The sequence below is a fragment of the Phyllobacterium sp. A18/5-2 genome (assembly GCF_025452215.1).
Classification (GTDB): Bacteria; Pseudomonadota; Alphaproteobacteria; order Rhizobiales; family Rhizobiaceae; genus Phyllobacterium; species Phyllobacterium sophorae.
In genome coordinates this window covers 1305372-1329855 of record NZ_CP104966.1, presented here as the reverse complement: position 1 = coordinate 1329855, position 24484 = coordinate 1305372, and the positions used below count along the sequence as shown (strand labels likewise).

The window sequence follows — 24484 nt, the reverse complement described above, 5'->3', positions numbered from 1 at the left end:
TTTGGTTTTCCGGATTTATGGCAGAAACTCCGGACTGTGGGAAAATGCTGGCAAATTGGTAATTCCCGATACAAACAGACTCTAAGAATCAGAAAACCCAAAGAAATCTAAATTTCTTTTTTAAAGAGTAAGGGTGGAGAGACTGACAATGGTTCGCAAAGTGCTGAAAGTCCTTGGGGGCGAGACTGTCTTTCCTCCTCCTGTCTGGATGATGCGCCAAGCTGGACGTTATCTTCCCGAGTACAGGCAGGTAAGGAAAACGGCTGGCAGTTTTCTCGACCTCTGTTACTCGCCCGATCTTGCGGTGGAAGTGACACTGCAGCCCATCCGCCGTTTTGGCTTCGACGCAGCAATTCTCTTTTCCGATATTCTTGTCGTCCCCCATGCGCTCGGCCGGGATCTCCGCTTTGAGGAGGGGCGCGGCCCTTTGATGACGCCAATCGACGTTGATGGAATATTCTGGCTGGAATCCGGTGGCGCTGCTGATCGCCTGGAGCCGGTCTATGAGACGGTGCGGCTTCTGCGGCAGCAACTCCCTACGGAAACAACACTGCTAGGCTTCTGTGGGGCTCCCTGGACCGTGGCGACCTATATGATTGCCGGCCATGGAACGCCTGATCAGGCCCCTGCCCGGCTTTTCGCCTATCGCAATGCTGAGGCGTTCCAGAAATTGCTGGATGTGCTAGCAGATGTTTCTGCTGAATATCTGATCCGGCAGATCGATGCCGGCGCGGATGCGGTGCAGATTTTCGATTCCTGGGCGGGCGTTCTCGATGAAACCTGCTTCGAGCAGTTTTGCGTGGCACCGGTGGCACGCATCGTCAAGAAAGTTCGCGCAGTTCATCCGGGCGTACCTGTTATCGGTTTTCCGAAGGGTGCAGGCGCGCTCTACGTCAACTACCGCGAGCGAACCGGCATTACTGCGCTCGGGCTGGATTGGTCAGTACCGCTGTCCATGGCGTCTTCGCTGCAAGGCGGCGGTGCGGTTCAGGGAAATCTTGATCCACTGCGGGTCGTTGCCGGTGGCCGTGCGCTTGATGAGGGGGTCGATGCCATTCTCGATCTCGCTGGGTCATGGACCGCTAATCTTCAATCTCGGTCATGGGATTACCCCGGATGCGCCTGTGTCGCACGTGGAACAGATGGTTCACCGTGTTCGCCAAGCCGCGCCGCGAAAATAGCACGGAAGGAAATTCGCATGACGACAACAAAACCGGATGAGGGCAGCGTCAGAAAAATTCCGGTGTTGCCACGGACCATCGCGGCTCTTGTGGCGATTGGTGGTATAACGCTTGCCGTCCTGTATCCGGCCGAATCCTACCTCTGGGTGAAGGCGATCCATGTCATCGCCGTTATCTCATGGATGGCAGGGATGCTCTATTTGCCGCGGCTGTTCGTCTATCATTGTGCTGCCGAACCCGGCTCTGTCCAGTCAGAGACATTCAAAGTCATGGAACAGCGGCTGCTCAAGGCAATTATCGATCCGGCCATGGGGATAACCTGGCTCGCGGGTTTGTGGCTCGCGTGGCAATCGGCAGCCTATATGGATGGGTGGTTTCACGTAAAATTCCTGGCAGTCTTGATCTTGTCGGGTGCGCATGGCTATTTTTCCAAGGCAGTGCGGCTGTTTGCGCAAGACCGGAATGAAAAACCGGCACGCTTCTGGCGCATGATGAACGAAGTGCCGGCTGTGCTCATGATCATCATCGTCCTTATGGTCATTATAAAGCCATTTTGATCTATCATAAAAACTGCAGTCTCATATCAAATCCACTCATGAAACCTCTTGCCCTTGCTGACATGATTGGCTAGATAGGGGCCTCCTCTCTGGAAATACCGCCACAGCAATATCCAGCCATTTTCAGTGGCACTGCATTCAGGCATCGTCATTTCCCTTCCCCATTTCAAACATAGAATTAAGAGTTCCGCACACATGCAGGAAATGAAACTACAAGAACTCAAGAACAAGACAGCGGTCGACCTCCTTGCCTTTGCAGAGTCGCTTGAAGTCGAGAACGCTAGCGTCATGCGCAAACAGGAATTGATGTTTGCCATTTTGAAGAAGCTGGCTTCGCAGGAAGTCGAAATCATCGGCGAAGGTGTGGTCGAGATTTTGCAGGACGGCTTCGGCTTCATGCGATCCGCCAATGCCAATTATCTCCCGGGTCCCGATGATATCTATATTTCACCATCGCAAATCCGGCGTTTCTCGCTGAAGACCGGCGATACGGTGGAGGGCCCCATCCGGGGACCCAAGGAAGGTGAGCGCTATTTCGCCCTTCTGAAGGTCAACACGATCAATTTCGAAGATCCGGAAAAAATCCGGCACAAGATCCACTTCGACAATCTGACGCCGCTCTATCCGAATGAGCGTTTCAAGATGGAGTTGGAAAATCCGACGACAAAGGATCTCTCCGCGCGGGTGATCGATCTGGTAGCGCCGCTCGGCAAAGGCCAGCGTGGGCTGATCGTCGCGCCGCCACGGACCGGTAAGACCGTTCTGCTACAGAATATCGCGCATTCAATCACGGCCAACCATCCGGAATGCTACCTCATCGTGCTTCTGATCGACGAGCGCCCCGAAGAAGTGACCGACATGCAGCGCTCGGTGAAGGGCGAAGTTGTATCATCGACCTTCGATGAGCCGGCGTCGCGCCACGTCCAGGTTGCGGAAATGGTCATCGAGAAGGCCAAGCGCCTTGTCGAACATGGCCGCGACGTGGTCATTCTGCTCGATTCCATCACCCGTCTCGGCCGCGCCTACAACACTGTTGTGCCTTCATCCGGCAAGGTCCTGACTGGTGGCGTCGACGCCAACGCCCTCCAGCGCCCGAAGCGCTTCTTCGGTGCCGCACGCAATATCGAGGAAGGCGGTTCGCTCACGATTATCGCGACGGCACTGATCGATACCGGTAGCCGCATGGACGAAGTCATCTTTGAAGAGTTCAAGGGAACCGGCAACTCGGAAATCGTGCTCGACCGCAAGGTCGCTGACAAGCGCATCTTTCCGGCCATGGACATCCTCAAGTCCGGTACACGCAAGGAAGACCTCCTCGTGCCACGTCAGGATCTGCAGAAGATCTTCGTTCTTCGCCGCATTCTCGCGCCTATGGGTACGACGGACGCGATCGAGTTCCTCATCGACAAGCTCAAGCAAACCAAGACCAATGGCGAGTTCTTCGACTCGATGAATACATAACCCTACGAAGTTGGGCGAAGAAGCGCTTCGAGTGCTCCTTCTGTTTCTACTGGTGCAAGACAGACAAGCCCGCGGCACAAATAAGCCGTGGGTTTTTTTATCGTTATCTCACCCCCGCCGGGCACGAGTACAATCTTCTTTTCCCTGTCGAAGGGAATCCAGATGTCCACGCGCCGCGGATCCGGATGACGGTTAGCCACCTGCATCAATGAATGCTCCTTGTCTGGCGTAACCAGTACGAGCTTCACCGGCTCGAGCAATAGGCTGGCGCTGTTGAGAACGCCAGCCTGGCCATAGCGTTGCTGCAGGACCCGGCCGAGCGCATTCTCGGCAATTCGTTCCGCATGCTGCCGCAATGTCTCGTCACTGGTGACAATCGCCAGACGGCTGATGGCTTCGATAATCTGGCTGGTCGCGCTTGGGATTGCCTCATCCTGATCCCCTCGCACGCGAACAATCACGTCCGCGCTGTCCGAAGCGCTGAGGGCATAATTACCGTCCTCAGTCCTATGCCATTCATCCAGCGCGGCAAGCCAGTGGCGTGCGTCCGTGACAAGCGCTTCATCCTGCGTCGCTTGGTAAAGCGACAGGGCGGCGTTGATCATTGCCGCGTAGTCCGAAGAAAGTCCGGGGAACAGGCGCAAATCGCCCAATACCGAATGGGGGAGCCGTTCATCAACCATCGATTCGGAGATGGAACGGTATGCAATAAGGCTGCGATCAAGCCAATCCTTTCGCTCGAACGCACGTCCGGCTTCGGCAAGGGCGCGGATCATCAGGCCATTCCAGTCCGTCAATGCCTTGTCGTCCCGGCCAGGACGAATACGGTTCTCGCGCAGGGCAAAGAGCGCCTGACGCGCCTGCTTCAATTGTTCCTCGCTTTCAAGATCAAGAGCGTCGAGTGAATGCAAGCGATTAAGGATCGATTTGCCTTCCCAATTCCCCTGATCGCTCACATCATAAACGCGGCGAAACGCATCGAACTCGGAACTTCCCGGAATTTCGCCTGCCGTCCAGACATAGAACCGACCTTCCTCTCCTTCGCTGTCTGCATCGAGGCTGGAGGCGAAGCGTCCGTCAACCAGCATTTCCCGCTGCAGCCAGGCGACCGTCTCTTCGATTCGGAAGCGGAACAATTCATCACCGGTTTCGGCGAAGCCAAATGTCGCATGGCGAATAAATTGTGCATTGTCGTAAAGCATTTTTTCGAAATGCGGCACTAGCCATGAATCATCCACCGCGTAACGGGACAGTCCCCCGCCAAGATGATCATAGATTCCACCTTGCAGCATAGTCCTGAGACTAAGCAGAAACGCATCTCTATGGCGCTTTTCGCCGGTGCGCAGCCAGGACAGCCACAATGTATCCATGAAAGGAGCGTTTGGAAATTTTGGCGCTCCCGCGAGACCGCCTCTGACATGATCGACCATCCCATGGATATTCTCGGAGAATTGATCAAACAGGTGCTTGTCAAGCGGCGAGGCATCCGCCTTGGCATCAAGCCGAGCAGTGACATGCGTTGTCAACGCGTCGACATTCTGCTCGACGCGGCCGCGATCCTCATTCCAGACTCGGGCAATCGATTGGAGGACGTCGACAAAGCCGGGCCGGCCATAGCGCGAATGCTTGGGAAAATAGGTTCCGCCCCAGAATGGTTTTGCTTCCGGCGTCAGGAACATCGTAAGCGGCCAGCCACCCTGCTCACCCATGGCGGCCAGTGCAGCCATGTAGATCTGATCGATGTCCGGACGCTCTTCGCGGTCTACCTTGATGTTGACATAGAGCGCATTCATGAGAGCAGCTACTTCCGCATCCTCGAAACATTCATGTGCCATGACATGGCACCAATGACAGGCGGCGTAGCCGACCGACAGAAGTATGGGCTTTCCGGTCTCACGTGACTCTTCAAGCGCCGCCTTGCCCCATGGCCGCCAGTGAACCGGATTGTCCGCATGCTGACGCAGATATGGACTGGATTCGTGACCAAGAAGATTGGCTTGCTGAGACATAGGATTTTTCATGCCCTTTTGGTATGAAGCGCGGCGGTCTACAACACTTCCAGTGTAAGCCTGGACGGATTGAAATGAAACAGAACCATGTTTTCGCCGAGACGATTTTCGCCCTCTCCAGCGGCAGATTGCCGTCGGGGGTGGCAGTGGTCCGGATTTCGGGACCAAAGACTCGATTCGCCATCGAAACAATCTGCGGCAACCTTCCGGAGGCGCGCCACGCCGCTTTGCGGGTGTTCAAGGACGCCGAAGGCGGGGCAATCGACAGGGGCCTGGTCCTCTATTTCCCGGCTCCACATAGCTTCACCGGCGAGGATAGCTGTGAGTTTCATCTGCACGGCGGCAAAGCGGTCGTCGATGCAATGCTATCGGCGTTGTATGCATTCGAGGGTTGCCGGATGGCAGAGGCCGGAGAATTCACGCGCCGGGCTTATGCTAATGGAAAATTCGATCTGACGGCTGCCGAAGGACTAGCCGATCTCATTGCCGCTGAAACCGATAGCCAGCGCCGGCTCGCGCTGCAGATCTCGTCGGGCGCACAGGCGGAGCTATACTCGACTTGGCGAAACGAGCTGATCCGCGCTCGCGCGTTGATAGAAGCGGAGCTTGATTTTGCAGATGAATCCGACGTACCCGGCTCAGTGTCCGATCAGGTATGGCACTCCATGCGCGAACTTGCTGATCGGATTGGCAAACACATTGCGGATGGAAAGCGCGGCGCCATCGTCCGCGATGGCTTCCGCGTGGTTATCGTCGGCGCGCCCAACGCCGGAAAGTCGAGTTTGCTCAATGCATTGGCTGGAAGCGACGTTGCCATCGTATCGGACGAGCCGGGTACGACACGCGATCTGATAGAGATCAAACTTGATCTCGCTGGTCTCCCAGTCCTGGTGACGGATACAGCTGGTTTGAGGGAAACCCAAGGCAAGGTTGAAAAGATTGGCATCGGCCGCGCGCTTGAACGAGCATCCTCGGCCGATGTGGTCCTGGCGCTCACCGACCTGTCCGATCCAATCGCGCCTGCTCTCAACGTTATAGAGACCGGTGCCATGCTCCGGGTTGGTACGAAGTCGGATTTGGCTCCTGCGTCAGTTGCAGCAGACTATGATCTGACGATTTCGACGCGGAACGGAACAGGGCTTGAGGATCTCCTGAGAGTTCTTGCCCATCGAGCGGAGTTGGCCGCTGGCGATCTCTCGGACCCATTACCGACCCGGCGCCGGCACCTGGAGCTGCTCGTTGAAACGAGCAAGGAGATCGACGCTGCTATCTGCGAGGAGACAGCTCCTCTTGAAGTCCGGGCCGAGTTCCTGCGCCGGGCGTCACATTCGTTGGGGCGCATCACGGGCGACGTAGACGTCGAGGATATATTGGATGTGGTTTTCTCGCAGTTTTGCATTGGCAAATGATTCACGTGAAACACATGGATTTCATGGATAACTCTTCGCCACAGAATACAGTGCCCCGATCCCACCCGCACCTGCGGCACGACCTGCTCCATCGAGCGCGGAGGTGGCGATCCCTGCTTCGACCCTGCCCCTGGACGGGGGGTCGGATTGCGGGTCCGGGGTGGAGTGGAGCAGTTGTTCCTGCCTTGCACGAAAATAATGCCGCCAACTTATCCACGTCCTCCAAACCTCGTTTATTCTAAGCCGGTCCTTTCCACGGGGAAATGCTTCCGGAGCCGTTCGAAGCGGGGAGAAGACCGGCGCCTCCGATGGCGGGGAACGGACCCGCTGTCTGGGGACGTTCTGTCCAAGGGTTCCCCTGCCGGTACTAGGACCGGCGCGTGCCGGACGAGCACTCTAAGGGGCACGTAGGTGACGCATGGAATGCCGCAAATGGCCTTCCCCGGTGCCGAAGCCTCCCAAGCGGAACGGACGGGATGAAAAGTCGCCGGACGGACGGCCTTCGGATCGCATTACTTAACTACCAAGACGCGCTTCGGCGACCGCCCGTCTTCCCCAACCACTCGATGGCCAGACTCAGAGAATGAGGGCGTGGCGGGGGGTCGTCGCGAGCCGAGTTGAGCGTGGAATGTTTCACGTGAAACACTGTTTAGCGACTCATACTTGACTCACGACGCGGTTTTGCCCATCAAGGCTCAGATTCAGAATCTCTGAAAGTGTTAGCCGTGGAAGACGTTTTTGATGTCATCATCATTGGTGGTGGTCATGCCGGCTGTGAAGCAGCGGCTGCTTCCGCGCGCCTTGGCGCCAAGACAGCGCTCGTGACCCATCGTGCGGATACGATCGGCGTGATGTCTTGCAATCCGGCGATCGGCGGCCTTGGTAAGGGGCACCTCGTTCGTGAGATTGATGCCTTGGACGGCCTGATGGCGCGTGTTGCGGATGCCGCAGGTATCCAGTTCCGGTTGCTCAATCGCCGCAAAGGACCGGCGGTCCGTGGACCGCGCGCACAGGCGGACAGGAAGCTATATCGCCTTGCCATGGGTCAATTGATAGCTGAGCAAGCCAATCTAACTGTCGTTGAAGGTGGCGCGAATGACCTCGTCGTGAACGACGGCGAGGTTGCTGGCGTTCAATTGATGGACGGCCGAGTGCTGACATGTGGCGCAGTCGTCCTGACGACAGGAACGTTTTTGCGCGGCCTGATCCACATCGGCAAGCAGAAGATCCCTGCGGGGCGAATGGGCGAGGCACCTGCCCTTGGCCTGTCTGACACGCTGGCCCGCCACGCGTTCGCTCTTGGCCGATTGAAGACCGGGACACCGCCGCGGCTCGATGGCCGTACGATTGATTGGCGGAGCTTGGAAGTCCAATCAGCCGATGAAGACCCATTGCCATTCTCGTTGATGACGGATTCAATCGAGAACCCGCAGATAGATTGCGGAATTACGCGTACGACGCCGGAAACTCATGCGATCATTCGCGCCAATCTCCATCGTTCCGCCATGTATTCGGGTTCGATCGAAGGAATTGGACCGCGATATTGCCCTTCGGTTGAAGACAAGATCGTGAAGTTTGGGGACCGTGATGGTCACCAGATATTCCTTGAACCGGAAGGTCTTGATGATCACACTGTCTACCCCAACGGCATTTCAACTTCGCTGCCCGAAGACGTGCAACTGGATCTGCTGAAGACGATTCCGGGCTTGGAGCGCGCAACGATGCTGCAGCCTGGCTATGCGATCGAGTATGATTTCATTGATCCGCGCGAGCTCGATCGGAGTTTGCAGACGCGACGTATCGGCGGCCTGTTCCTGGCTGGCCAGATCAATGGCACTACCGGTTATGAAGAAGCTGCGGCACAAGGGTTGCTCGCCGGTCTAAATGCTGCACGGCGCGCTGGTGGTGCAGAACCGGTTATTATCCAGCGGACGGAGGCATATATAGGCGTCATGGTTGATGACCTGACGTCTCGTGGCGTAAGTGAGCCGTACCGCATGTTCACTTCCCGTGCCGAGTTTCGGCTGTCGTTGCGAGCAGACAATGCGGATGAGCGTTTGACGCCGATGGCAGAGCGGCTCGGCATTCTCGGTACCGCGCGCAGGGATCGCTTCCGCGTTAGGACACATGATCTCGAGCGCGCGCGTGCGTTGGCGAAAGAACTGACGATTACACCAAGTGCTGCTGCGGCGCATGATCTTCATCTCAATCAGGATGGAATCCGGCGGTCAGCCTACGATCTGCTGGCCTTTCCGGACATTGACCTTGATCGGATCAAGCGCATCTGGCCGGAGCTTGGCAACATCGATAAGCGCATAGCTGACGCGCTGGAGATCGAAGCGCAGTATGCGGTCTATCTCGAACGCCAGCGAGCCGACGTGGCGGCCATGGAGCGCGAAGAATCGCTGCTTATTCCACAGTCGATCGATTTTTCCGAAACATCGGGCCTGTCGAATGAGTTGAAGCAGAAGCTCAAGCTGCGAGCGCCGCGCTCCATTGCCGAGGCCCAGCGTATTGACGGCATGACGCCTGCAGCCTTGGCTTTGATCATCACTCAGATACGGCGAGCCACCGCGCGGGACGTAGCGTGAGTTCTGACCGGGAAAAACGCCTGCAAGAAGTATTAGTCCATGTTTCACGTGAAACAGTGGATAACCTGTGCGCTTTCGAAGAACTCTTTCGTAAATGGTCGAGAGCCATCAATCTGGCCTCACCCTCCACACTCGATCACCTCTGGGAACGCCATATTATCGATAGCGCCCAGCTTTTTGAAATGGCACCAACGGCAACGCGTTGGCTGGATTTGGGCTCGGGCGGAGGATTTCCCGGCGTAGTGCTGGCGATCTTGCTGAAAGAGCGCCTAGGTGGCCGAATCGATCTGGTGGAAAGCAACGGAAAGAAAGCTGCTTTTTTGCGGACAGCCCTTGGCCAATTTTCGGCGCCCGGAATTGTTCATGCCGCGCGAGATCGATGCCGTTTGGGCCGAAATACGAGGCCCGGAAGTCATTACCGCCCGCGCACTCGCACCATTAGGCGACCTGTTTGTGCTTGCGGAGCCATGGCTGACTGCCGGTGCGACGGCCCTTTTTCAAAAAGGACGGGATTACCGCAGGGAAATTGTGGAAAGCCGTGACGCATGGACGTTTGATCTGGTAGAACGAGCAAGTGTGGTCGACCGAGATTCGGTCGTGTTGCAGATCAGCAATTTGCGGCGCGCCAACGTGAACTGACTATGACTGCACCCATCCGATTGCCAGGAACGGTGTTTTGCGCAGGAAACAGTGATGAACAGCCAGACTCGTATCATTACCATAGCCAATCAAAAGGGCGGTGTCGGAAAAACCACGACGGCAATCAACCTTGCTACAGCGCTGGCGGCGATCGGGGAAAATGTCCTCATCGTCGACCTCGATCCGCAGGGCAACGCAAGCACGGGCCTCGGCATTGATCGGAAGAATCGCGAGATATCTTCTTATGACGTCTTGATGCAGACCGCCTCTGTTGAAGCGGCCGCCGTGTCGACTGCCGTCCCCAGCTTGTCATTGATCCCATCAACGCTTGATCTTCTTGGTGTTGAAATGGAAATTGCTAATGCGCCAGACCGCGCAACGCGTTTGCGCAAGGCTTTTCGCGGTAATCCAGCTGCTTCGCCGTTTACATACATACTGATTGATTGTCCGCCATCTCTCAATCTGTTGACGATGAACGCCATGGCTGCTGCGGATTCGGTTCTGGTTCCTTTGCAGTGCGAATTTTTTGCGCTCGAGGGTCTGAGCCAGCTCCTTGAAACCGTAAACCAGGTGCGGACTGCGCTCAACCCTAACCTCACCATTCAGGGTATTGTGCTCACCATGTATGATGGGCGCAACAATCTGGCGACTCAGGTGGTCGACGATGTGCGGTCTTTTATGGGCGACAAGGTCTATCGCACTGTCATTCCGCGTAATGTGCGGGTTTCAGAAGCTCCGTCTTATGGTATCCCGGCCATCCTATATGACCTGAAATGCGCTGGAAGCCAGGCCTATCTGCAACTGGCGTCTGAAGTTATCCAGCGGGAGCGGCATTTACGCGCCGCATGATCGATTCGAATACGAAACATTTATGAGAGCCTGTGACAATGAATGAAGATCTGTCAAAAAAGCGCCTTGGTCGCGGCCTTGCGGCACTGATCGGCGAGATGGACCGTCTGCCGGAAGAAAATGCAGCCCCCGTTGCCACTCTCGATCGTCAGGTTCCTATCGAGTTCGTCACGCGTAACCCGCGCAATCCGCGGCGCTTGTTCACAGAGGGTGATCTTGAAGATCTGACCCAATCCATCCGGGAGCACGGCATCGTGCAGCCCGTCGTGGTCCGTCCGGTCAAAGACTCGCCAGATCACTATGAGCTGATTGCCGGTGAGCGTCGCTGGCGCGCCGCCCAGCGGGCTGGACTTACCACCGTTCCCGTTATTATCCGTGAGGTCAATGACCGCGTCGCGCTGGAACTGGCGATCATCGAAAACGTCCAGCGTGCAGATCTAAATCCCATCGAAGAAGGCATGGGATATCAACAGCTTATTGATGACCACGAGTATACTCAGGCAGATCTGGCACAGGTGATTGGCAAGAGCCGTAGCCATGTTGCCAATACGCTTCGGCTGCTGAAACTGCCTGAGCCGGTCCGCGACATGATCACCAATGGCGCATTGTCGGCTGGGCACGCGCGGACACTGATCACGGCCGAAAATCCTGGTCCCCTCGCGGACAGGATAGTTCGGGACGGCCTCTCGGTACGCCAGGCGGAGGCACTTGCACAAGGCGGTGGCGCCAAACCATCGGTCGCGAAGGTCAAAGCGGACGCGGACGACAAGGACGCTGATACGCGCGCTTTGGAGAAACTATTGTCGGATGTTACCGGTATGCGCGTGACGGTGAACCATCAGACCAAGGGTGGGGATGTTCGCATCCATTATACGACGCTGGAGCAGCTCGACGAGATTTGCCGCCGGCTGCAAAGCTAGTTCGTCCTTCAGCGATTATTCCGGGACGCCCGTGCGGCCTCCGCTGCAAGCGCGATCAAAGATTGCCGGATGACCGGAATTGCCAGAGCAGCGTTGCGCCGGCTTTCCAGTACGGTGCGTTGCAGGCGCTCGATAGCCTGGGAACAGGATTGTGTGGTCCAGCGCTGCAGGGCGGTCTCAACCAGTTTTTTCCTTGCAAAGAATATCGGTGGCCGTGCCGTAGCAACGGCTGACGCCGCGTTCTTTCCCTCGCCCTCCATGCCGTAACGTAACGTTTGTAACGACTGGAACTGACGAATCGCTGCGCTCAGGATGAGAAAGCTGGAGGATCCGGTTCCGATCACGCGATCAAAGGCGTGGGTAAAATCCGTCATGTTGCCGATCATCACGGCATCGATAATTGTTTCGTAAGATGTGGCGCTGACGTCGCCAATGATATCGCGCACGTCATTGATGGTGATGCGCTCCCGACCAAGCGCATAAAGGCATATCTTGTCGAGCTCGGCGCGGGTCGCCAGGCGGTCGCCGCCAAGGCTTTCCTTGAGCAGGTTGCGTGCATCAAGTGTTATCTGCAGCCGGTTCCTGGCGAGCATGTCGTCGATTGTGGCGTCGATCCCGCGAGCATCATCGCTGTAGCATGGCAGGGCCATGGCGCTGGCGCTTTGCTCGACTGTTCCACGTAACCCGGCGCCCTTTTTTAAATCCCCTGCTTCGATCAAAATGTATGTGCTGGCTGGAGGGCTTTTCGCAAGGTAGGCGACGGCGTCCACCAGTCCTTTTTGACCCGCTGCATTGCGCACCCAGATCAATCGCTCCCCGCCAAACATGGATATAGTGTTGGCTTCATCGGAAAGCCGGCCGGGCTCGGCTTGAATTTCGTCCGCATCAAGGCGAATCACAGCAAACGGATCATCCTGGGCGAGCCCGGTCAGTCTGATGAACAGCCCGGCTCGTTCGCTCACCAAACCCTTATCGGGGCCATAAAGCAAGACGATGGGATAGGCACGGTCCAACCGTTTCAGGAATGAATCAACTTCGTGTGCTTTCTTCTGTGCCATGGGAGTCGGGTTTACTGGTTTGTGCGGAGATTGCAAATAACATGAAGGATAACGGCCATATAAATGTATGAATTAGTTGGCTAACGATATTCTGCAGGCATCAAACTCACTTCGTGAAGGAGCCAATCAAGAAAGACCCGCATGGCTGGCCGCTGCGGTCTGTCGAGGGGGCATGTTAGCCAATAGGCATGGCGGCTGACGAAGCCAAACCCTTTGGGATTCGCCAGTTTTCCGCTCTCGAGTTCGTCGGCAATGAGACCACGCGGAACCAGCGCAAGTCCCTGTCCCGCGATGGCGGCACGAATAACCAAAGCATAGAAACCAAAATGGGTGATGCGCTCTGGTGTGAAGTCCGAAATTGCATGGGCGTCTGCAAACTCGCCCCAGCGCAACGGGGTATGCTTGTGATCCAGTAGCGGAAACTTTTGAATGTCGTCGGGTCGGTCGACACCACCAAGACGGGCAATGAAATGCGGCGCGCCGACAAGCGCAACGTTTTGGCCGAAAAAGGTAATGGTTGCTTTGCCCCGGCCAGTCGCCCTCGCCAAACCGGAACGCTGCATCTGCCTGGTTGATCAATTCATTGTTCGCGAAGGTGGATAGCTCCACGTCGATTTCCGGATGTGCTTCTGCAAAGCCGGCAAATCGCGGAATCACCCAGCGATCACCCATGATTGGAAGAATGTGGAGTTTGATGGCGTTTGGCGATGAGCCGAGTGCCGCGACCCTCAGCACAGCATTTTCCATGGCACCAAGCGCTGCACGGGCTTCGGTCACGTAGATGCGGCCCGCCTCCGTCGTTGAAAGGCCGTAGGGTGTCCGAATGAAAAGCGGCAAGCCCGCGAGTTGTTCCAGCGCCAGCAACTGTTTGCTGACGGCGCTCTGCGTCATGTTCAGAGCCTTGGCACAGGCGGTCGTACTGCCATGCTCAGCAATGGTTACGACCACCTGCAGAGCGCGGGTTGAGGGATAGATGCGAGCAGATACCATTGCCTCAATCCTGGTTCCGGATCATTGGATAGGGTATTCCATTTCGGAATGGATATGCGAATTCATTTCGTTTGTCGTCCCCAAAAGGCGGCCATAAGCTTCAAACAACAAAAAACAAGGGAACTGAACGAAATGACCGAACAGTCCGTCCGTCTGTGGGGGGCTCGTTTCAGGACGAGTCCGTCGCCAGAATTAATCGCTCTCTCCCGTTCGGAGAGCAGCTACTTCCGGCTGGTTCGCTATGATCTAACCTCGTCCATGACCCATGCCAGGGAGCTGGTCCGGGCAGGCATCCTGACGGCGGCGGAGGCAGACGAGGTTTGCGCGACGCTTGAAACCATTGGTGCGGACTACGAGGCGGGGAGGATCAAGCCATCGCCAAGCGATGAAGACATCCACACGTTCCTCGAGCGCATTCTTGGCGAGCGCGTAGGTATTCTCGGCGGCAAGCTGCGCGCTGGCCGGTCGCGCAATGATCAGGCCGCAAATGACCTGAAACTTTATCTTCGCGATGTCGCCCGTCACATCGGTTCAGATATTCTCAACCTTCAAAACGCGCTTGTCGAGCAAGCAGAAGCCCACATCACGACACTGACCACAGGCTTTACCCACCTGCAGCCGGCGCAACCAGTAAGCTTTGCCCACCAGCTTCTGGCCCACGCCCAGACATTTGCCCGCGATCTCGACCGCCTTCGCGATTGGGACAAGCGCGCGGCACGCTCGCCCTTGGGGGCCGCCGCCTTGGCGGGATCAGCAATTGCCCTGCAGCCAGAACTCTCCGCGCGGGAGCTTGGCTACGACGCGCCTTGCGAAAACTCGATAGATGCGGTGGGCAGCCGTGACCACGTGGCGGAATTCCTCTTCGTCATGGCAATGTTTGGCGTCCACCTGTCGCGGCTCGCCGAGGAATTGTTCCTATGGTCATCACGTCAGTTCCGCTGGATCGAAATGGATGATGGCTATGCGACCGGCTCGTCGATTATGCCGCAGAAAAAAAACTGCGATATCGCCGAACTGACGCGCGGTCGCGCCTCGCGGTTAATCGGCAGTCTGACTACCATGCTGGTGGCGCTCAAAGGCCTCCCTTTCGCCTATAATCGTGACTTGGCTGAAGACAAACATGCAGCCTTCGATACGATTGATGCGCTGACGCTGGTCGTGCCGGCAATGGCCGGATTGATCCGCACCATGCGCGTCAATGCCGATATCATGCGGCGGCAGTCCGTTGAAGGCTTCACCCTTGCGACCGAAGTCGCTGACTGGCTGGCGAAAAGTGGTGTTCCATTCTCCGAAGCCCATGAAATCACCGGGGCTCTCGTTCGCTATTGCGAGGATAAATCAATCGGTCTGGAAGATTTGAGTGACGCCGACCTTGCCGCTGTCGACGAGCGGCTATTGCCGTCGATCAAGATGAGCCTGTCACCGCAGGCGGCAATCGAAGCGCGAAAGGCCTACGGTGGCACGGCGCCTGATCGTGTGAGGGAACAGATCGCCCGGCTAAAAAGCGTTCTGGATGGTCAAAAAGAGTGGCTTTCGTCCTATGCAGGTCCCAGAGCTGAGCGTTAGTCTCAAGTTTCCCCCATACCGCGACCCCCGAAAGGTGAGAACAATGGCGAACACCCAAAGTGCAGCTTCCATTCCACCGATAAAATATTCCGTAGCGCATTTACACCACCAGCCGCGCCGGCATTACGGCCGCTGGCTCGCGGCGACCCTGATTTTCCTGGCGCTCGCGCTCATCATCAATGCTTTTGCGCATGGACAGATCGCTTGGCCCGTGGTTGGCCAGTTCCTTACTGCTCCAGCAATACTCTCCGGTCTGTGGAGCACGATCCTGATGACAGGCTGTGCCATGGCGTTGGGCCTCGCGCTCGGGGTCATTTTCGCGATCATGATCATGTCACCGAACCCGGTACTCAAATACGTGGCGGTATTCTACATCTGGTTCTTCCGCGGTACGCCATTGCTGTTGCAGCTGTTGCTCTGGTTCAACCTTGCGTTGATTTTTCCAACGCTTGGAATTCCGGGATTTTTCGAGATACGCACGGTCGATTTCATGACACCTTTCATGGCAACGCTACTCGGCCTCGGCATCAATCAGGGAGCTTATACGGCGGAGGTAGTGCGAGGAGGCATCCTTTCGGTCGACAATGGGCAGATCGAGGCGGCAAAGGTGATCGGCATGACACGCCTCACGATGCTGCGCCGGATTATCTTGCCGCAAGCCATGCGCGTCATCATTCCTCCGGTCGGCAATGAGGTGATCAGCATGGTGAAGCTGACTTCGGTTGCGAGCGTCATCCAGTATGCAGAAATTCTGCGCAATGCCCAGACGATCTACTATGCCAACAACCGCGTCATGGAACTGCTCATTGTGTCGGCCATCTGGTACCTGGCAGTCGTGACAATCCTTTCCATCGGACAGCACCTGCTTGAAAAGCACTATTCAAAGAGCCTCGGACGCCGAAACGCCAAGCGCGTCGCACCAGCCGCAGCGGAAGGAGCATGAATATGCCAGCCATGGTCGTCGCTGTCGATCTGCATAAATATTTCGGAAATTTCCATGCGCTCGATGAGGTCTCGCTTGAGATTCAGCACGGGGAGGTGCTTTGCATCATCGGTCCGTCCGGCTCGGGCAAGAGCACGCTTCTGCGCTGCATCAACCAGCTGGAACGTATCGACTCCGGCGCTGTCTGGATCGATGACGAACTGGTCGGCTTCAGGCAGGAGGGCGACAAGCTCTATGAGTTGAACGATGCGGAAATCGCACGGCAGCGCCTATCGAGCGGCATGGTCTTCCAGCGCTTCAACCTTTTTGCACATATGACAGTGCTCGAAAACATCATCGAGGGACCGGTCATCGTCCAGAAGCGCGCGAAGAGCGCCGTTATTCCCGAGGCGCTAGCGCTGCTGGAACGGGTTGGCCTCAAAGACAAGCAACATGCCTATCCGAGTGAACTCTCGGGCGGACAACAGCAACGCATCGCCATTGCCCGCGCGCTCGCGATGAAACCGAAGCTTATGCTGTTTGACGAACCGACGTCGGCGCTTGATCCGGAGCTTGTGAGCGAGGTTCTTGCAGTGATGCGCGATCTCGCCAACAGCGGCATGACCATGATCGTCGTCACTCATGAGTTGGGTTTTGCCCGCGAGGTAGCCCACCGCGTCGTGTTCATGGATCAGGGCCGTATTATTGAAACGGGACCGCCGCAGCAGGTTCTGAACAATCCGCAAGAAAAACGCACCCGGGACTTTATCGCAGCTGTTCTGGCCTGAGACCAAACAAATTCAAACAGAGAGGAACAAAAAACATGAAACGCATTACGAAACTTGCCACGATCAGCGCGGCAATTGCCTTCAGCTTTCCTGTCGTGGCGCAGGAGCTTCCTGCCCGGATAAAGGACGCCGGGAAGATCATCATTGCGACCATGCCGAATTATCCGCCGATTACCTACAAGGATCCTGCGACGAACGAACTGCAGGGCTTTGATATCGAGCTCGGTGAGGCCATTGGCAAGGAACTGGGCATCAAGGTCGAGTGGCAGGAAATCGCCTTTGCGCAAATGCTCCCCTCCCTCCAGACTGGCCGCGTGGACCTCGCCATGGCGGGTATGAGCGACAAGAAAGCGCGCCAGGAGACCGCCGATTTTGTCGATTACCTTACATCTGGCGCGCAGTTCTACACTTCCAAAGCACTCGCTGACGAAATCAAGACTGTCGACGATCTTTGCGGAAAGTCCGTCGGCGCCAGCCGTTCCACCGATTGGCCCGCACAGATCACTGCATGGAGTGATGCCAATTGCGTTGCCAAAGGCAAGCCAGCCATCATGGTGATGGGCACGGAAGGCTCAGCTGACGCGCGTACGCAAATCAAGAGCCAGCGCTTGCAGGCAGCTGCCCAAGGCAATGAAACATTGCCGTACAATCAGAAGCTTGAGCCGGACACCTATGTGGCACTAGGGGAACCCTTTAGCCAGTCCCTGGCGGGAATTCCTGTTCTGAAAACGGAAACGCAGCTTCGTGACGCTGTCAAGATCGCGCTTGAGAGGCTGCAAGCCAATGGGACCTATGATGCGCTCCTGGACAAATATGGCCTGAAGGCCAACAAACTCGCGCCGGTCACTGTCAACCAGGGCAATTAGGCCTGCCTGAAAGTATTATCACATTGGGCGGTTCTGGCATGGTGCCGGGCCGCCCTTTTAGCAATGAAGGGGAATCGAAGTGATCAAGGTGAGCCTCTCAAATCCATCGGATCATGCAGCACTCGCGGTCCTTTTTGAAGAGATGCAGGCATATTATCAAGTGTCGTGTCCAGCGCGTGATAGGATCCTGGAAGGCCTTCAGAATATCCCCCGCGGGACGGAAATTCTGGTTGCTGAAACGGACCAGATTATCGGTTTCGCCGCTTTTTCATCCGTTTACCCGGGACCAGGTCTCCAATCCGGCATGTTTCTCAAAGAGCTCTTCGTTTCCGGAGCCCACCGTGGCAGCGGCGCGGGAACACGTTTGATAAAAACGATGGCACGCCTTGCAATCGAACGTGGACATAACCGCGTTGATTGGACTGCCGACCGCAACAATCCTGGGCTTAGAGCTTTCTATGAGAGACTAGGCGCCTTGCCAAAACCAGAAAAGGTATTTTACCGGCTCGATGGTGCGGCGCTTCGCGCCACCGCAGAGCAATGAATTTCAGGCCTGCGGCTTAGTACATGCCTTGACGACAAAGCAAAAAGGCGTCCCGAAAGACGCCCTTTTTAAGTGCTTCAAATGTTTAAGCAAACTGGAGCGGGAAATGGGATTCGAACCCACGACCCCAACCTTGGCAAGGTTGTGCTCTACCCCTGAGCTACTCCCGCATGTGCCAGTCTGTCTTGCGAAGCGGGGCTTATATGACCCAAGCGCCGGCTAATTGCAACAGGGAATTTTCGACTTCTGAACGATATCTCGAAAAATTGGCAAAAGATGTTGCGGTAGTTTGGTTTTTCGCTTGAGACCCTGTTACCGAGTGATTACGAAATAGCGCAAATCAGCACCAAAGCGAGTTCAAGAAAGCCATCATGCCCAAGACGTTCGAAGAATTGATGCGATATCTCGGCAAACTTGAAATAAACGTGTCGACGATTCGCCATGCTCCTGTGTTTACCGTTGCCGAAGCGCAGGAACTGCGAGGACAGGTCGCCGGTGCCCATACCAAAAATCTGTTTTTGAAAGACAAGAAGGACAATTTCTTTCTCGTGACGGTGGATGAAGAAGCAGAGGTTGACCTCAAGACAATCCACACAAGGATTGGCGCTGCGAGCCGGGTGTCGTTCGGCAAACCGGAGAAGCTTATGGAATATCTCGGCTTGACCCCCGGCGCAGTGAGCCTTTTTGGTGCAATCAATGACACACACCATCAGGTCAGAGTGGTGCTGGATGAAAGCCTGATGAAGCACGACATCATCAATGCGCACCCGCTGACCAATGAGGCTACGACATCGATTGGCCGCGAGGACCTGGTAACCTTCCTGAAGGCTACTGGCCATGAACCATTGATCTTGAAAATAGACGGATCGATCCCAAACTTATAGCTGATACTATCGACAGGAATTAAGCAGAGCATGCTGGTTGGGCAGATGACGGGAGAGTTTCATGAGCAGCACAGATAACCCGTTCGGCAGAGGCTATGGCGCGACGTCTGGCGCCATGACTGTATCGTTTGGAACTGAGGCGCCAAACGGACCGGCTCAAGCCGCCGCCGGCCTGATCAAGGATACGACGACAGCGTCATTTTCTGCTGATGTGATTGCTGAATCGAAGCATCAGCCGGTGCTGGTGGATTTCTGGGCACCTTGGTGCGGTCCCTGCAAGCAGCTCACACCCGTTCTCGAGAAAGTTGTTCGCGGTGCCGGCGGACGCGTCAAGCTCGTCAAGATGAATATCGACGATCATCCTGCCATTGCGGGACAACTTGGCATTCAGTCCATTCCCGCTGTCATTGCCTTTGCCGATGGCAAACCAGTTGATGGTTTCATGGGCGCCTTACCCGAATCCAAAGTGAACGAATTCATTGACCGTATTGCGTCTCCTGATGGTGGCCGTGAAGCGGCCGTTCAGTCGGCGCTCGAGGCGGCGGCGCAGGCCGTCGAGGCCGGTGCTGTCGAGCAGGCGGGGCAGCTGTATAGAGCCGTCCTGGAAGAAGCGCCTGACAACATCGCCGCGCTCGCGGGTCTCGCCAACTGCCTGATCGACCTTGGCGACGCCGAGCAGGCGAGGGGTGTGCTCGACCTTGTACCTGGCGACAAGCGGCAGGATGCCGGAGTCCGAACAGCGGAGGCCAAAATCGCGCTGGCCGAGCAGGTAGCGAAGCTGGGAGACCCCGTGGCACTCGAGGCACGATTGCAAGCCAACCCAAACGATCACCAGGCGCGTTTTGACCTTGCGATGATCCTGAACGCCAAGGGCCAGCGCCATGAAGCGGCCGATCATCTTCTCGCCATTATGAAGGCCGATCGTGCATGGAATGATGATGGTGCCCGCAAGCAGCTGTTGCAGTTCTTTGACGCGTGGGGTCCGGGGGATGAGGCTTCTGTCGCCGCACGCCGCAGATTGTCTTCCTTGCTGTTTTCCTGACAAAAATCAGGCACTATAGCCGGCGAACTTGATCTTCTTGGGTCCTGGCGCGGAGAGAGTGATGCAAGCAGGAAATGTACGCTACCGGACGCTGGACGATATTCCGGAAACTGTGCCGATTTTCCCCTTATCGGGCGCACTGTTGCTTCCGGGCGGCCAATTGCCGTTGAATATTTTCGAGCTTCGTTATCTTGCCATGATCGATGCGGCGCTAAGCAGCAAACGAATCATCGGCATGATCCAGCCACGCTTCGATCAGGACAATCAGGAAGACGGCGACTTGTGCGAAGTGGGCTGTCTCGGGCGGATCACGTCTTTTGCCGAAACTGGTGACGGTCGGTTACTGATCACGCTTCAGGGCATATGCCGTTTCCGTGTCATCAAGGAAATCACCACCAGAACCCCTTTCCGGCAATGCAAGATCGCACCACTTCGCGCTGATCTCGACGAGGCCGATGATTCCGAAGTCGACAGATCCGCGCTATTGCGCGTGTTTCGCGCCTATCTCGATGCCAACAGTCTAGAGGCGGATTGGGATGGCATTTCGCGGGCTGGTAACGAGACTCTCGTGAATGCGCTCGCCATGATGTCGCCCTTTGGTGCTGCGGAAAAACAGGCCCTGCTGGAAGCGGCCGATCTAAAAACCAGGGCGGAAACATTGATCGCAATCACCGAAATTGCGCTGGCCAAGGATCAGGATGATTTCGAGGGAAGTTTGCAGTGATCAGTTGCAGGAGGAATGCGCCTTGACGGATGAGAAACGCGATACAGCGATTGATCGCAAACTGCTCGATCTCCTGGTCTGCCCGCTGACCAAAGGACCGCTTGTGTACGATCAGGGTAAATCGGAACTGATCTCCAAATCGGCGCATCTAGCCTATCCGGTGCGAGACGGTATTCCCATCATGTTGCCATCCGAGGCGCGAACCATCACGGATTGACGTCAGGTTCTTTCGTTCGCGGGCATCGTGCGCCATAATCGGAGTCAGTTGCATAACTGACTATGGATACAACAATGGCGAAACAAAATGAGAAACGCGATGTTCTGATTGCTACTGCGGCGGGTCTGTTCTGGCGTCAGGGATATACCGTTACGAGTCTTGCTGACATTGCGACACATTCCGGTGTTCCACTCGGCAATATCTACTACTACTTCAAGAGCAAGGCCGAGCTCGCGCGTGGCGTGGCGGATATTTTTGTCACAGAAACCGAAGGCATGCTGGTGGAGATCACCGAAGCTGACCAGAACCCGCGAACGCGGTTGCAACTTCTCATTGAAAAACTGACCCAATCGCTGAAAAGCCGTGTTGAACATGGCTGTCCCATTGCCCTTGGAATCCGCGACTTTCGACATGAGTCGCCCGAGGCGGCCAATCGTGCTGCAGAAGCGTTCAGCCTTCTGATTGGTTTCATCGGCAGAGAACTCGGACGGTCCGGCATCCGCCCATCGACCGCATTGAGCATCGCACGCAATGCGCTGACGGAGTGGCAGGGCGGTATCATGCTTGCACACGGCCTAAGAGATCCAACGGTACTTGCCGAGAGTTTTCGACGGATGGAGCGGTTGCTTATGGTGGCCCGGTCCCGAAGCTGAAAGCGTGAAGTTCAGAGCTCTCGCATCTGCCGCTCAAACGCACTATATGGAGCGGGAAGCAGCCTTCCAGGAGTTCTGATGGCCCGAAGTAATCAAACTGCAGACTGGGGCAATCGCTTGTCACCGTCGCTCGGCGAGATCGAATCGCTGGCGATCAATGCATATGCGCACTTGCCGGAAACCTTTCGCAGCCTGTGCGGCGATATTACCATTCAGGTTTCTGAGTTTCCTGACGAACAGATCATTGAAGACATGGGGTTGGAATCACCCTTTGATCTTCTTGGTCTTTTTGAAGGAACCGGTATTGGCGAACGTTTTTCCCTGCAGACGGGAGAGCAGGCCAATCGCATCACAATCTACCGCCGTGCCGTACTCGATTACTGGGCGGAATATGAAGAAGCATTGGGCGATATCGTCACCCATGTGCTCATTCACGAAATCGGCCATCATTTCGGTCTGTCAGACGAGGATATGGAACGAATTGAAGCCACGGTCGAATAGAGGCTGTCTTGCCTGAATCAGGCTGCGGTTTGCTTCGCCCGCGCTGGCGTCAAATGGGAATCTGACGGTGAGCCAGTTCGGCCGGCCGATCCCCTTTTTAGGACAGGCCGGCCAAGCGCGCGGAGGCGGCCATGGCCGACACATCCGAGCAACATATCAGCGCTCAAACGTCGCTTGGCCGAACGCTTCAATAGTCGCTCAGTTTGATGCCGGGCTCGTAGTCCACGCCGTCTATATCTTTTACCACGGCCTGACCGCACTGCATCACTCCGGTCGCCGAGTTGAACGCATAGGTCGGTGATCCGTAAATATGCCAGCCCTTGTTCACCGCTGCCGTCACCTTATGACAGAAGCTCGCATCGTCGGGACCTGTCAGAAGCCGGTATAGTTTCATGGTTTTCTTTCCCAAGTTTTGGCCGAAATAGGCCTATGCTGTTGTACCGCGGTTCAGATTCTAATTTCTGCCTATTGTCTCGATTTTTGCTAGTAGTTTTTGAGCCGCCTCGAGATGCAGGCGCTCCACCATCCTGCCGCCCAGTGCGATGACGCCTTTATCCTTGTTGGCGGCATGGGAAAACGCGTCCACAATGGACCGGGCCTCGCCAATGGCATTTTCGTCAGGATGAAACGCTGCATTCGCCGGTTCAATCTGCGATGGATGGATAAGACTCTTGCCGTCGAACCCCATTTGAACCGCTTGGGTGCATTCGTCAGAAAAACCGTCCGGATCGGAAAAATCGTTATATACCCCGTCAATTACGTCGAGCTTCCCGGCTCTGGCGCTCAACAGTATTTGCATAAGCCAAGGGATGAAAGGTGCGCGGCCCCTGATCAACTTTGCGCCGGTTTCCCTGGCGATATCGTTGGTTCCGACAACAAAGCAGTCAAGACGAGCTGTCGAACGCAGACCAAGTTCAGCGATTTCATCAGCGTTAAGAACGCCTCGCGGCGTTTCGATCATCGCCCACAGGCGAATGTTCTCAGAGGCATCGGTCTCCTCGAGAATTTCGGCAACGCCGGTGATGTCATATGGGGTCTCGACCTTTGGCAGGAGAATCGCGTCCGGCTTGCAGGCCCTGGCGGCGAGCAGGTCCTCTCCGCCCCATTCGCTGGAAAGACCGTTGATCCGGACAATCCGCTCGGCCTTGCTCGTTGGGTGTCCGAGAAAGTAATCCCGCAATGCCTCACGGGATTGTTCCTTGGCGTCGGGGGCGACGGCATCCTCCAGGTCGAAGATCACTGCATCGGCGGTCAGCGAAACGACTTTGGCTAGAGCCTTGGCATTCGAGGCTGGAACATAAAGGACGGAGCGGCGAGGGCGGAACGGTTTGCTCATCTGGACTTTTTGCCTTGATCGCGCGACCAAGACAAGCGCAATCATGCGTGATTGTCTATCTGCCTAATGTGCCACAGGCGAAACTCTTTGATTCGCGGCCAAGCTGGTGTAAAGCGAAACGTAAAATCATTACCCAGGATCTACAGGCAGATATCATGGACAAATTCACCAAGCTCACCGGCGTTGCCGCCCCGCTGCCGATCATCAATGTCGACACGGACATGATTATCCCCAAGGATTACCTGAAGACCATCAAGCGGACTGGTCTTGGCACCGGTCTGTTTGCCGAGATGCGTTACAATGATGATGGCAGCGAGAACCTGGAATTTGTCCTGAACAAACCAGCGTATCGCAAGGCTCAAATTCTTGTCGCTGGCGATAATTTCGGTTGCGGATCCAGCCGTGAACACGCGCCGTGGGCGTTGCTGGATTTCGGCATTCGTTGCGTGATCTCGACGAGCTTTGCTGACATCTTCTACAATAACTGCTTCAAGAACGGCATTTTGCCCATCCGTGTCAGCCAGGAAAATCTGGACAAACTGATGGACGATGCACGGCGCGGCGCCAATGCGACACTTTCCATTGATCTCGAAGAATTGACGATCAAGGGGCCAGACGGCGGGACAATCAGTTTCGAGCTCGACGAATTCCGTCGCTATTGCATGCTCAACGGTCTCGACGACATTGGTCTGACGATGGAAAAGGCGGCAAAGATAGACAGTTTCGAAACCGCCAACGCGGAAAAGCATCCCTGGGCGTAAGCTTTTATCTCGAAAA

23 protein-coding genes, 1 tRNA gene and 3 pseudogenes are annotated in these 24484 nt (G+C 56.0%); 20 read left to right on the top strand and 7 right to left on the bottom strand.

Going from position 1 to position 24484, the window contains the following annotated elements; translation table 11 throughout:
- Positions 1–148 precede the first annotated feature (148 nt).
- From hemE to rho, 3 genes and pseudogenes are all read left to right on the top strand, one after another.
- A pseudogene (gene hemE, locus N8E89_RS06650) lies at positions 149–1181 on the top strand (uroporphyrinogen decarboxylase).
- Between the two features lie 17 nt (positions 1182–1198).
- Positions 1199–1738, top strand: coding sequence for a protoporphyrinogen oxidase HemJ (hemJ, locus tag N8E89_RS06645; protein ID WP_113172648.1), 540 nt, complete (start codon positions 1199–1201; stop codon positions 1736–1738).
- A gap of 195 nt (positions 1739–1933) precedes the next feature.
- Positions 1934–3199, top strand: coding sequence for a transcription termination factor Rho (rho, locus tag N8E89_RS06640; protein WP_027230937.1), 1266 nt, complete (start codon positions 1934–1936; stop codon positions 3197–3199).
- A 2-nt stretch (positions 3200–3201) separates the two neighbouring features.
- On the opposite strand, the gene N8E89_RS06635 is transcribed toward rho, so the two are convergent.
- On the bottom strand, positions 3202–5208 hold the full coding sequence (locus N8E89_RS06635) for a thioredoxin domain-containing protein (protein ID WP_262261501.1): 2007 nt from the start codon (positions 5206–5208) through the stop codon (positions 3202–3204).
- Between the two features lie 74 nt (positions 5209–5282).
- Between N8E89_RS06635 and mnmE the strand changes: the two genes are divergently transcribed.
- The 5 genes and pseudogenes from mnmE (at position 5283) to N8E89_RS06610 (ending at position 11616) form a co-directional block, all read left to right on the top strand.
- On the top strand, positions 5283–6617 hold the full coding sequence (gene mnmE, locus N8E89_RS06630; RefSeq protein ID WP_262261500.1) for a tRNA uridine-5-carboxymethylaminomethyl(34) synthesis GTPase MnmE: 1335 nt from the start codon (positions 5283–5285) through the stop codon (positions 6615–6617).
- Positions 6618–7333: 716 nt separating this feature from the next.
- Positions 7334–9208 carry a tRNA uridine-5-carboxymethylaminomethyl(34) synthesis enzyme MnmG gene (gene mnmG / locus N8E89_RS06625; protein ID WP_410010344.1) on the top strand — a complete coding sequence of 625 codons (1875 nt, stop codon included), beginning with the start codon at positions 7334–7336 and terminating at the stop codon, positions 9206–9208.
- Positions 9205–9847, top strand: a pseudogene (gene rsmG / locus N8E89_RS06620) (16S rRNA (guanine(527)-N(7))-methyltransferase RsmG). Before mnmG ends, rsmG begins: the two are co-directional and overlap by 4 nt.
- Before the next feature lie 54 nt (positions 9848–9901).
- Positions 9902–10696: a ParA family protein gene (locus N8E89_RS06615; protein WP_262261498.1), complete on the top strand. Its 795-nt coding sequence runs from the start codon at positions 9902–9904 to the stop codon at positions 10694–10696.
- A gap of 38 nt (positions 10697–10734) precedes the next feature.
- Positions 10735–11616 carry a ParB/RepB/Spo0J family partition protein gene (locus N8E89_RS06610; RefSeq protein WP_106662177.1) on the top strand — a complete coding sequence of 294 codons (882 nt, stop codon included), beginning with the start codon at positions 10735–10737 and terminating at the stop codon, positions 11614–11616.
- An 8-nt stretch (positions 11617–11624) separates the two neighbouring features.
- On the opposite strand, the gene holA is transcribed toward N8E89_RS06610, so the two are convergent.
- The 3 genes and pseudogenes from holA to N8E89_RS29265 form a co-directional block, all read right to left on the bottom strand.
- Entirely contained in the window at positions 11625–12674 is a 1050-nt protein-coding gene (gene holA, locus N8E89_RS06605) for a DNA polymerase III subunit delta (protein ID WP_262261497.1), read from the bottom strand.
- Between the two features lie 80 nt (positions 12675–12754).
- Positions 12755–13237, bottom strand: a complete 483-nt coding sequence (locus N8E89_RS06600) for a LysR substrate-binding domain-containing protein (RefSeq protein ID WP_262261496.1) — start codon at positions 13235–13237, stop codon at positions 12755–12757.
- Positions 13236–13664, bottom strand: a pseudogene (locus tag N8E89_RS29265) (LysR family transcriptional regulator); the annotation flags it as partial. The pseudogene N8E89_RS29265 and the gene N8E89_RS06600, both read right to left, overlap by 2 nt.
- 132 nt (positions 13665–13796) lie before the next feature.
- Here N8E89_RS29265 and argH point away from each other — a divergent pair.
- From argH to N8E89_RS06570, 5 genes are all read left to right on the top strand, one after another.
- Positions 13797–15230 carry an argininosuccinate lyase gene (gene argH / locus N8E89_RS06590; protein WP_262261495.1) on the top strand — a complete coding sequence of 478 codons (1434 nt, stop codon included), beginning with the start codon at positions 13797–13799 and terminating at the stop codon, positions 15228–15230.
- A gap of 43 nt (positions 15231–15273) precedes the next feature.
- Positions 15274–16173 carry an amino acid ABC transporter permease gene (locus tag N8E89_RS06585; RefSeq protein WP_262261494.1) on the top strand — a complete coding sequence of 300 codons (900 nt, stop codon included), beginning with the start codon at positions 15274–15276 and terminating at the stop codon, positions 16171–16173.
- A complete protein-coding gene (locus N8E89_RS06580) occupies positions 16170–16940 on the top strand; it encodes an amino acid ABC transporter ATP-binding protein (RefSeq protein ID WP_315975678.1) in 771 nt (256 codons plus the stop codon). The genes N8E89_RS06585 and N8E89_RS06580 overlap by 4 nt, the downstream gene beginning before the upstream one ends.
- A 35-nt stretch (positions 16941–16975) precedes the next feature.
- Positions 16976–17806, top strand: a complete 831-nt coding sequence (locus N8E89_RS06575; protein ID WP_262261493.1) for an ABC transporter substrate-binding protein — start codon at positions 16976–16978, stop codon at positions 17804–17806.
- A 73-nt stretch (positions 17807–17879) separates the two neighbouring features.
- The gene (locus N8E89_RS06570) at positions 17880–18350 is read left to right on the top strand and encodes a GNAT family N-acetyltransferase (RefSeq protein ID WP_410010359.1); all 471 of its coding nucleotides are present in this window, start codon (positions 17880–17882) and stop codon (positions 18348–18350) included.
- 95 nt (positions 18351–18445) lie between these two features.
- Here N8E89_RS06570 and N8E89_RS06565 read toward each other — a convergent pair.
- Positions 18446–18520 (bottom strand) — tRNA-Gly (locus N8E89_RS06565).
- A gap of 201 nt (positions 18521–18721) precedes the next feature.
- Here N8E89_RS06565 and N8E89_RS06560 point away from each other — a divergent pair.
- The 6 genes from N8E89_RS06560 to N8E89_RS06535 all read left to right on the top strand — a co-directional run bounded on the left by N8E89_RS06560 (position 18722) and on the right by N8E89_RS06535 (position 22371).
- Positions 18722–19234: a prolyl-tRNA synthetase associated domain-containing protein gene (locus tag N8E89_RS06560; protein ID WP_262261492.1), complete on the top strand. Its 513-nt coding sequence runs from the start codon at positions 18722–18724 to the stop codon at positions 19232–19234.
- 61 nt (positions 19235–19295) lie between these two features.
- Positions 19296–20276 (top strand): thioredoxin, encoded by a 981-nt coding sequence (trxA, locus tag N8E89_RS06555; RefSeq protein WP_410010343.1) that lies wholly within the window; start codon positions 19296–19298, stop codon positions 20274–20276.
- Positions 20277–20337: 61 nt separating this feature from the next.
- Positions 20338–21000 (top strand): LON peptidase substrate-binding domain-containing protein, encoded by a 663-nt coding sequence (locus tag N8E89_RS06550; RefSeq protein ID WP_106662169.1) that lies wholly within the window; start codon positions 20338–20340, stop codon positions 20998–21000.
- Between the two features lie 22 nt (positions 21001–21022).
- Positions 21023–21217, top strand: coding sequence for a Trm112 family protein (locus N8E89_RS06545; RefSeq protein ID WP_262261490.1), 195 nt, complete (start codon positions 21023–21025; stop codon positions 21215–21217).
- A gap of 74 nt (positions 21218–21291) precedes the next feature.
- Entirely contained in the window at positions 21292–21870 is a 579-nt protein-coding gene (locus tag N8E89_RS06540) for a TetR/AcrR family transcriptional regulator (protein WP_262261488.1), read from the top strand.
- 78 nt (positions 21871–21948) lie between these two features.
- A complete protein-coding gene (locus N8E89_RS06535) occupies positions 21949–22371 on the top strand; it encodes a metallopeptidase family protein (RefSeq protein WP_106662166.1) in 423 nt (140 codons plus the stop codon).
- Positions 22372–22558: 187 nt separating this feature from the next.
- Here N8E89_RS06535 and N8E89_RS06530 read toward each other — a convergent pair whose 3' ends face one another.
- Entirely contained in the window at positions 22559–22765 is a 207-nt protein-coding gene (locus N8E89_RS06530; RefSeq protein ID WP_106662165.1) for a DUF1737 domain-containing protein, read from the bottom strand.
- 60 nt (positions 22766–22825) lie between these two features.
- Positions 22826–23707: an HpcH/HpaI aldolase/citrate lyase family protein gene (locus N8E89_RS06525; RefSeq protein WP_262261485.1), complete on the bottom strand. Its 882-nt coding sequence runs from the start codon at positions 23705–23707 to the stop codon at positions 22826–22828.
- A gap of 155 nt (positions 23708–23862) precedes the next feature.
- Between N8E89_RS06525 and leuD the strand changes: the two genes are divergently transcribed.
- The gene (gene leuD, locus N8E89_RS06520; protein WP_262261484.1) at positions 23863–24468 is read left to right on the top strand and encodes a 3-isopropylmalate dehydratase small subunit; all 606 of its coding nucleotides are present in this window, start codon (positions 23863–23865) and stop codon (positions 24466–24468) included.
- The last annotated feature ends 16 nt before the right edge of the window (positions 24469–24484 follow it).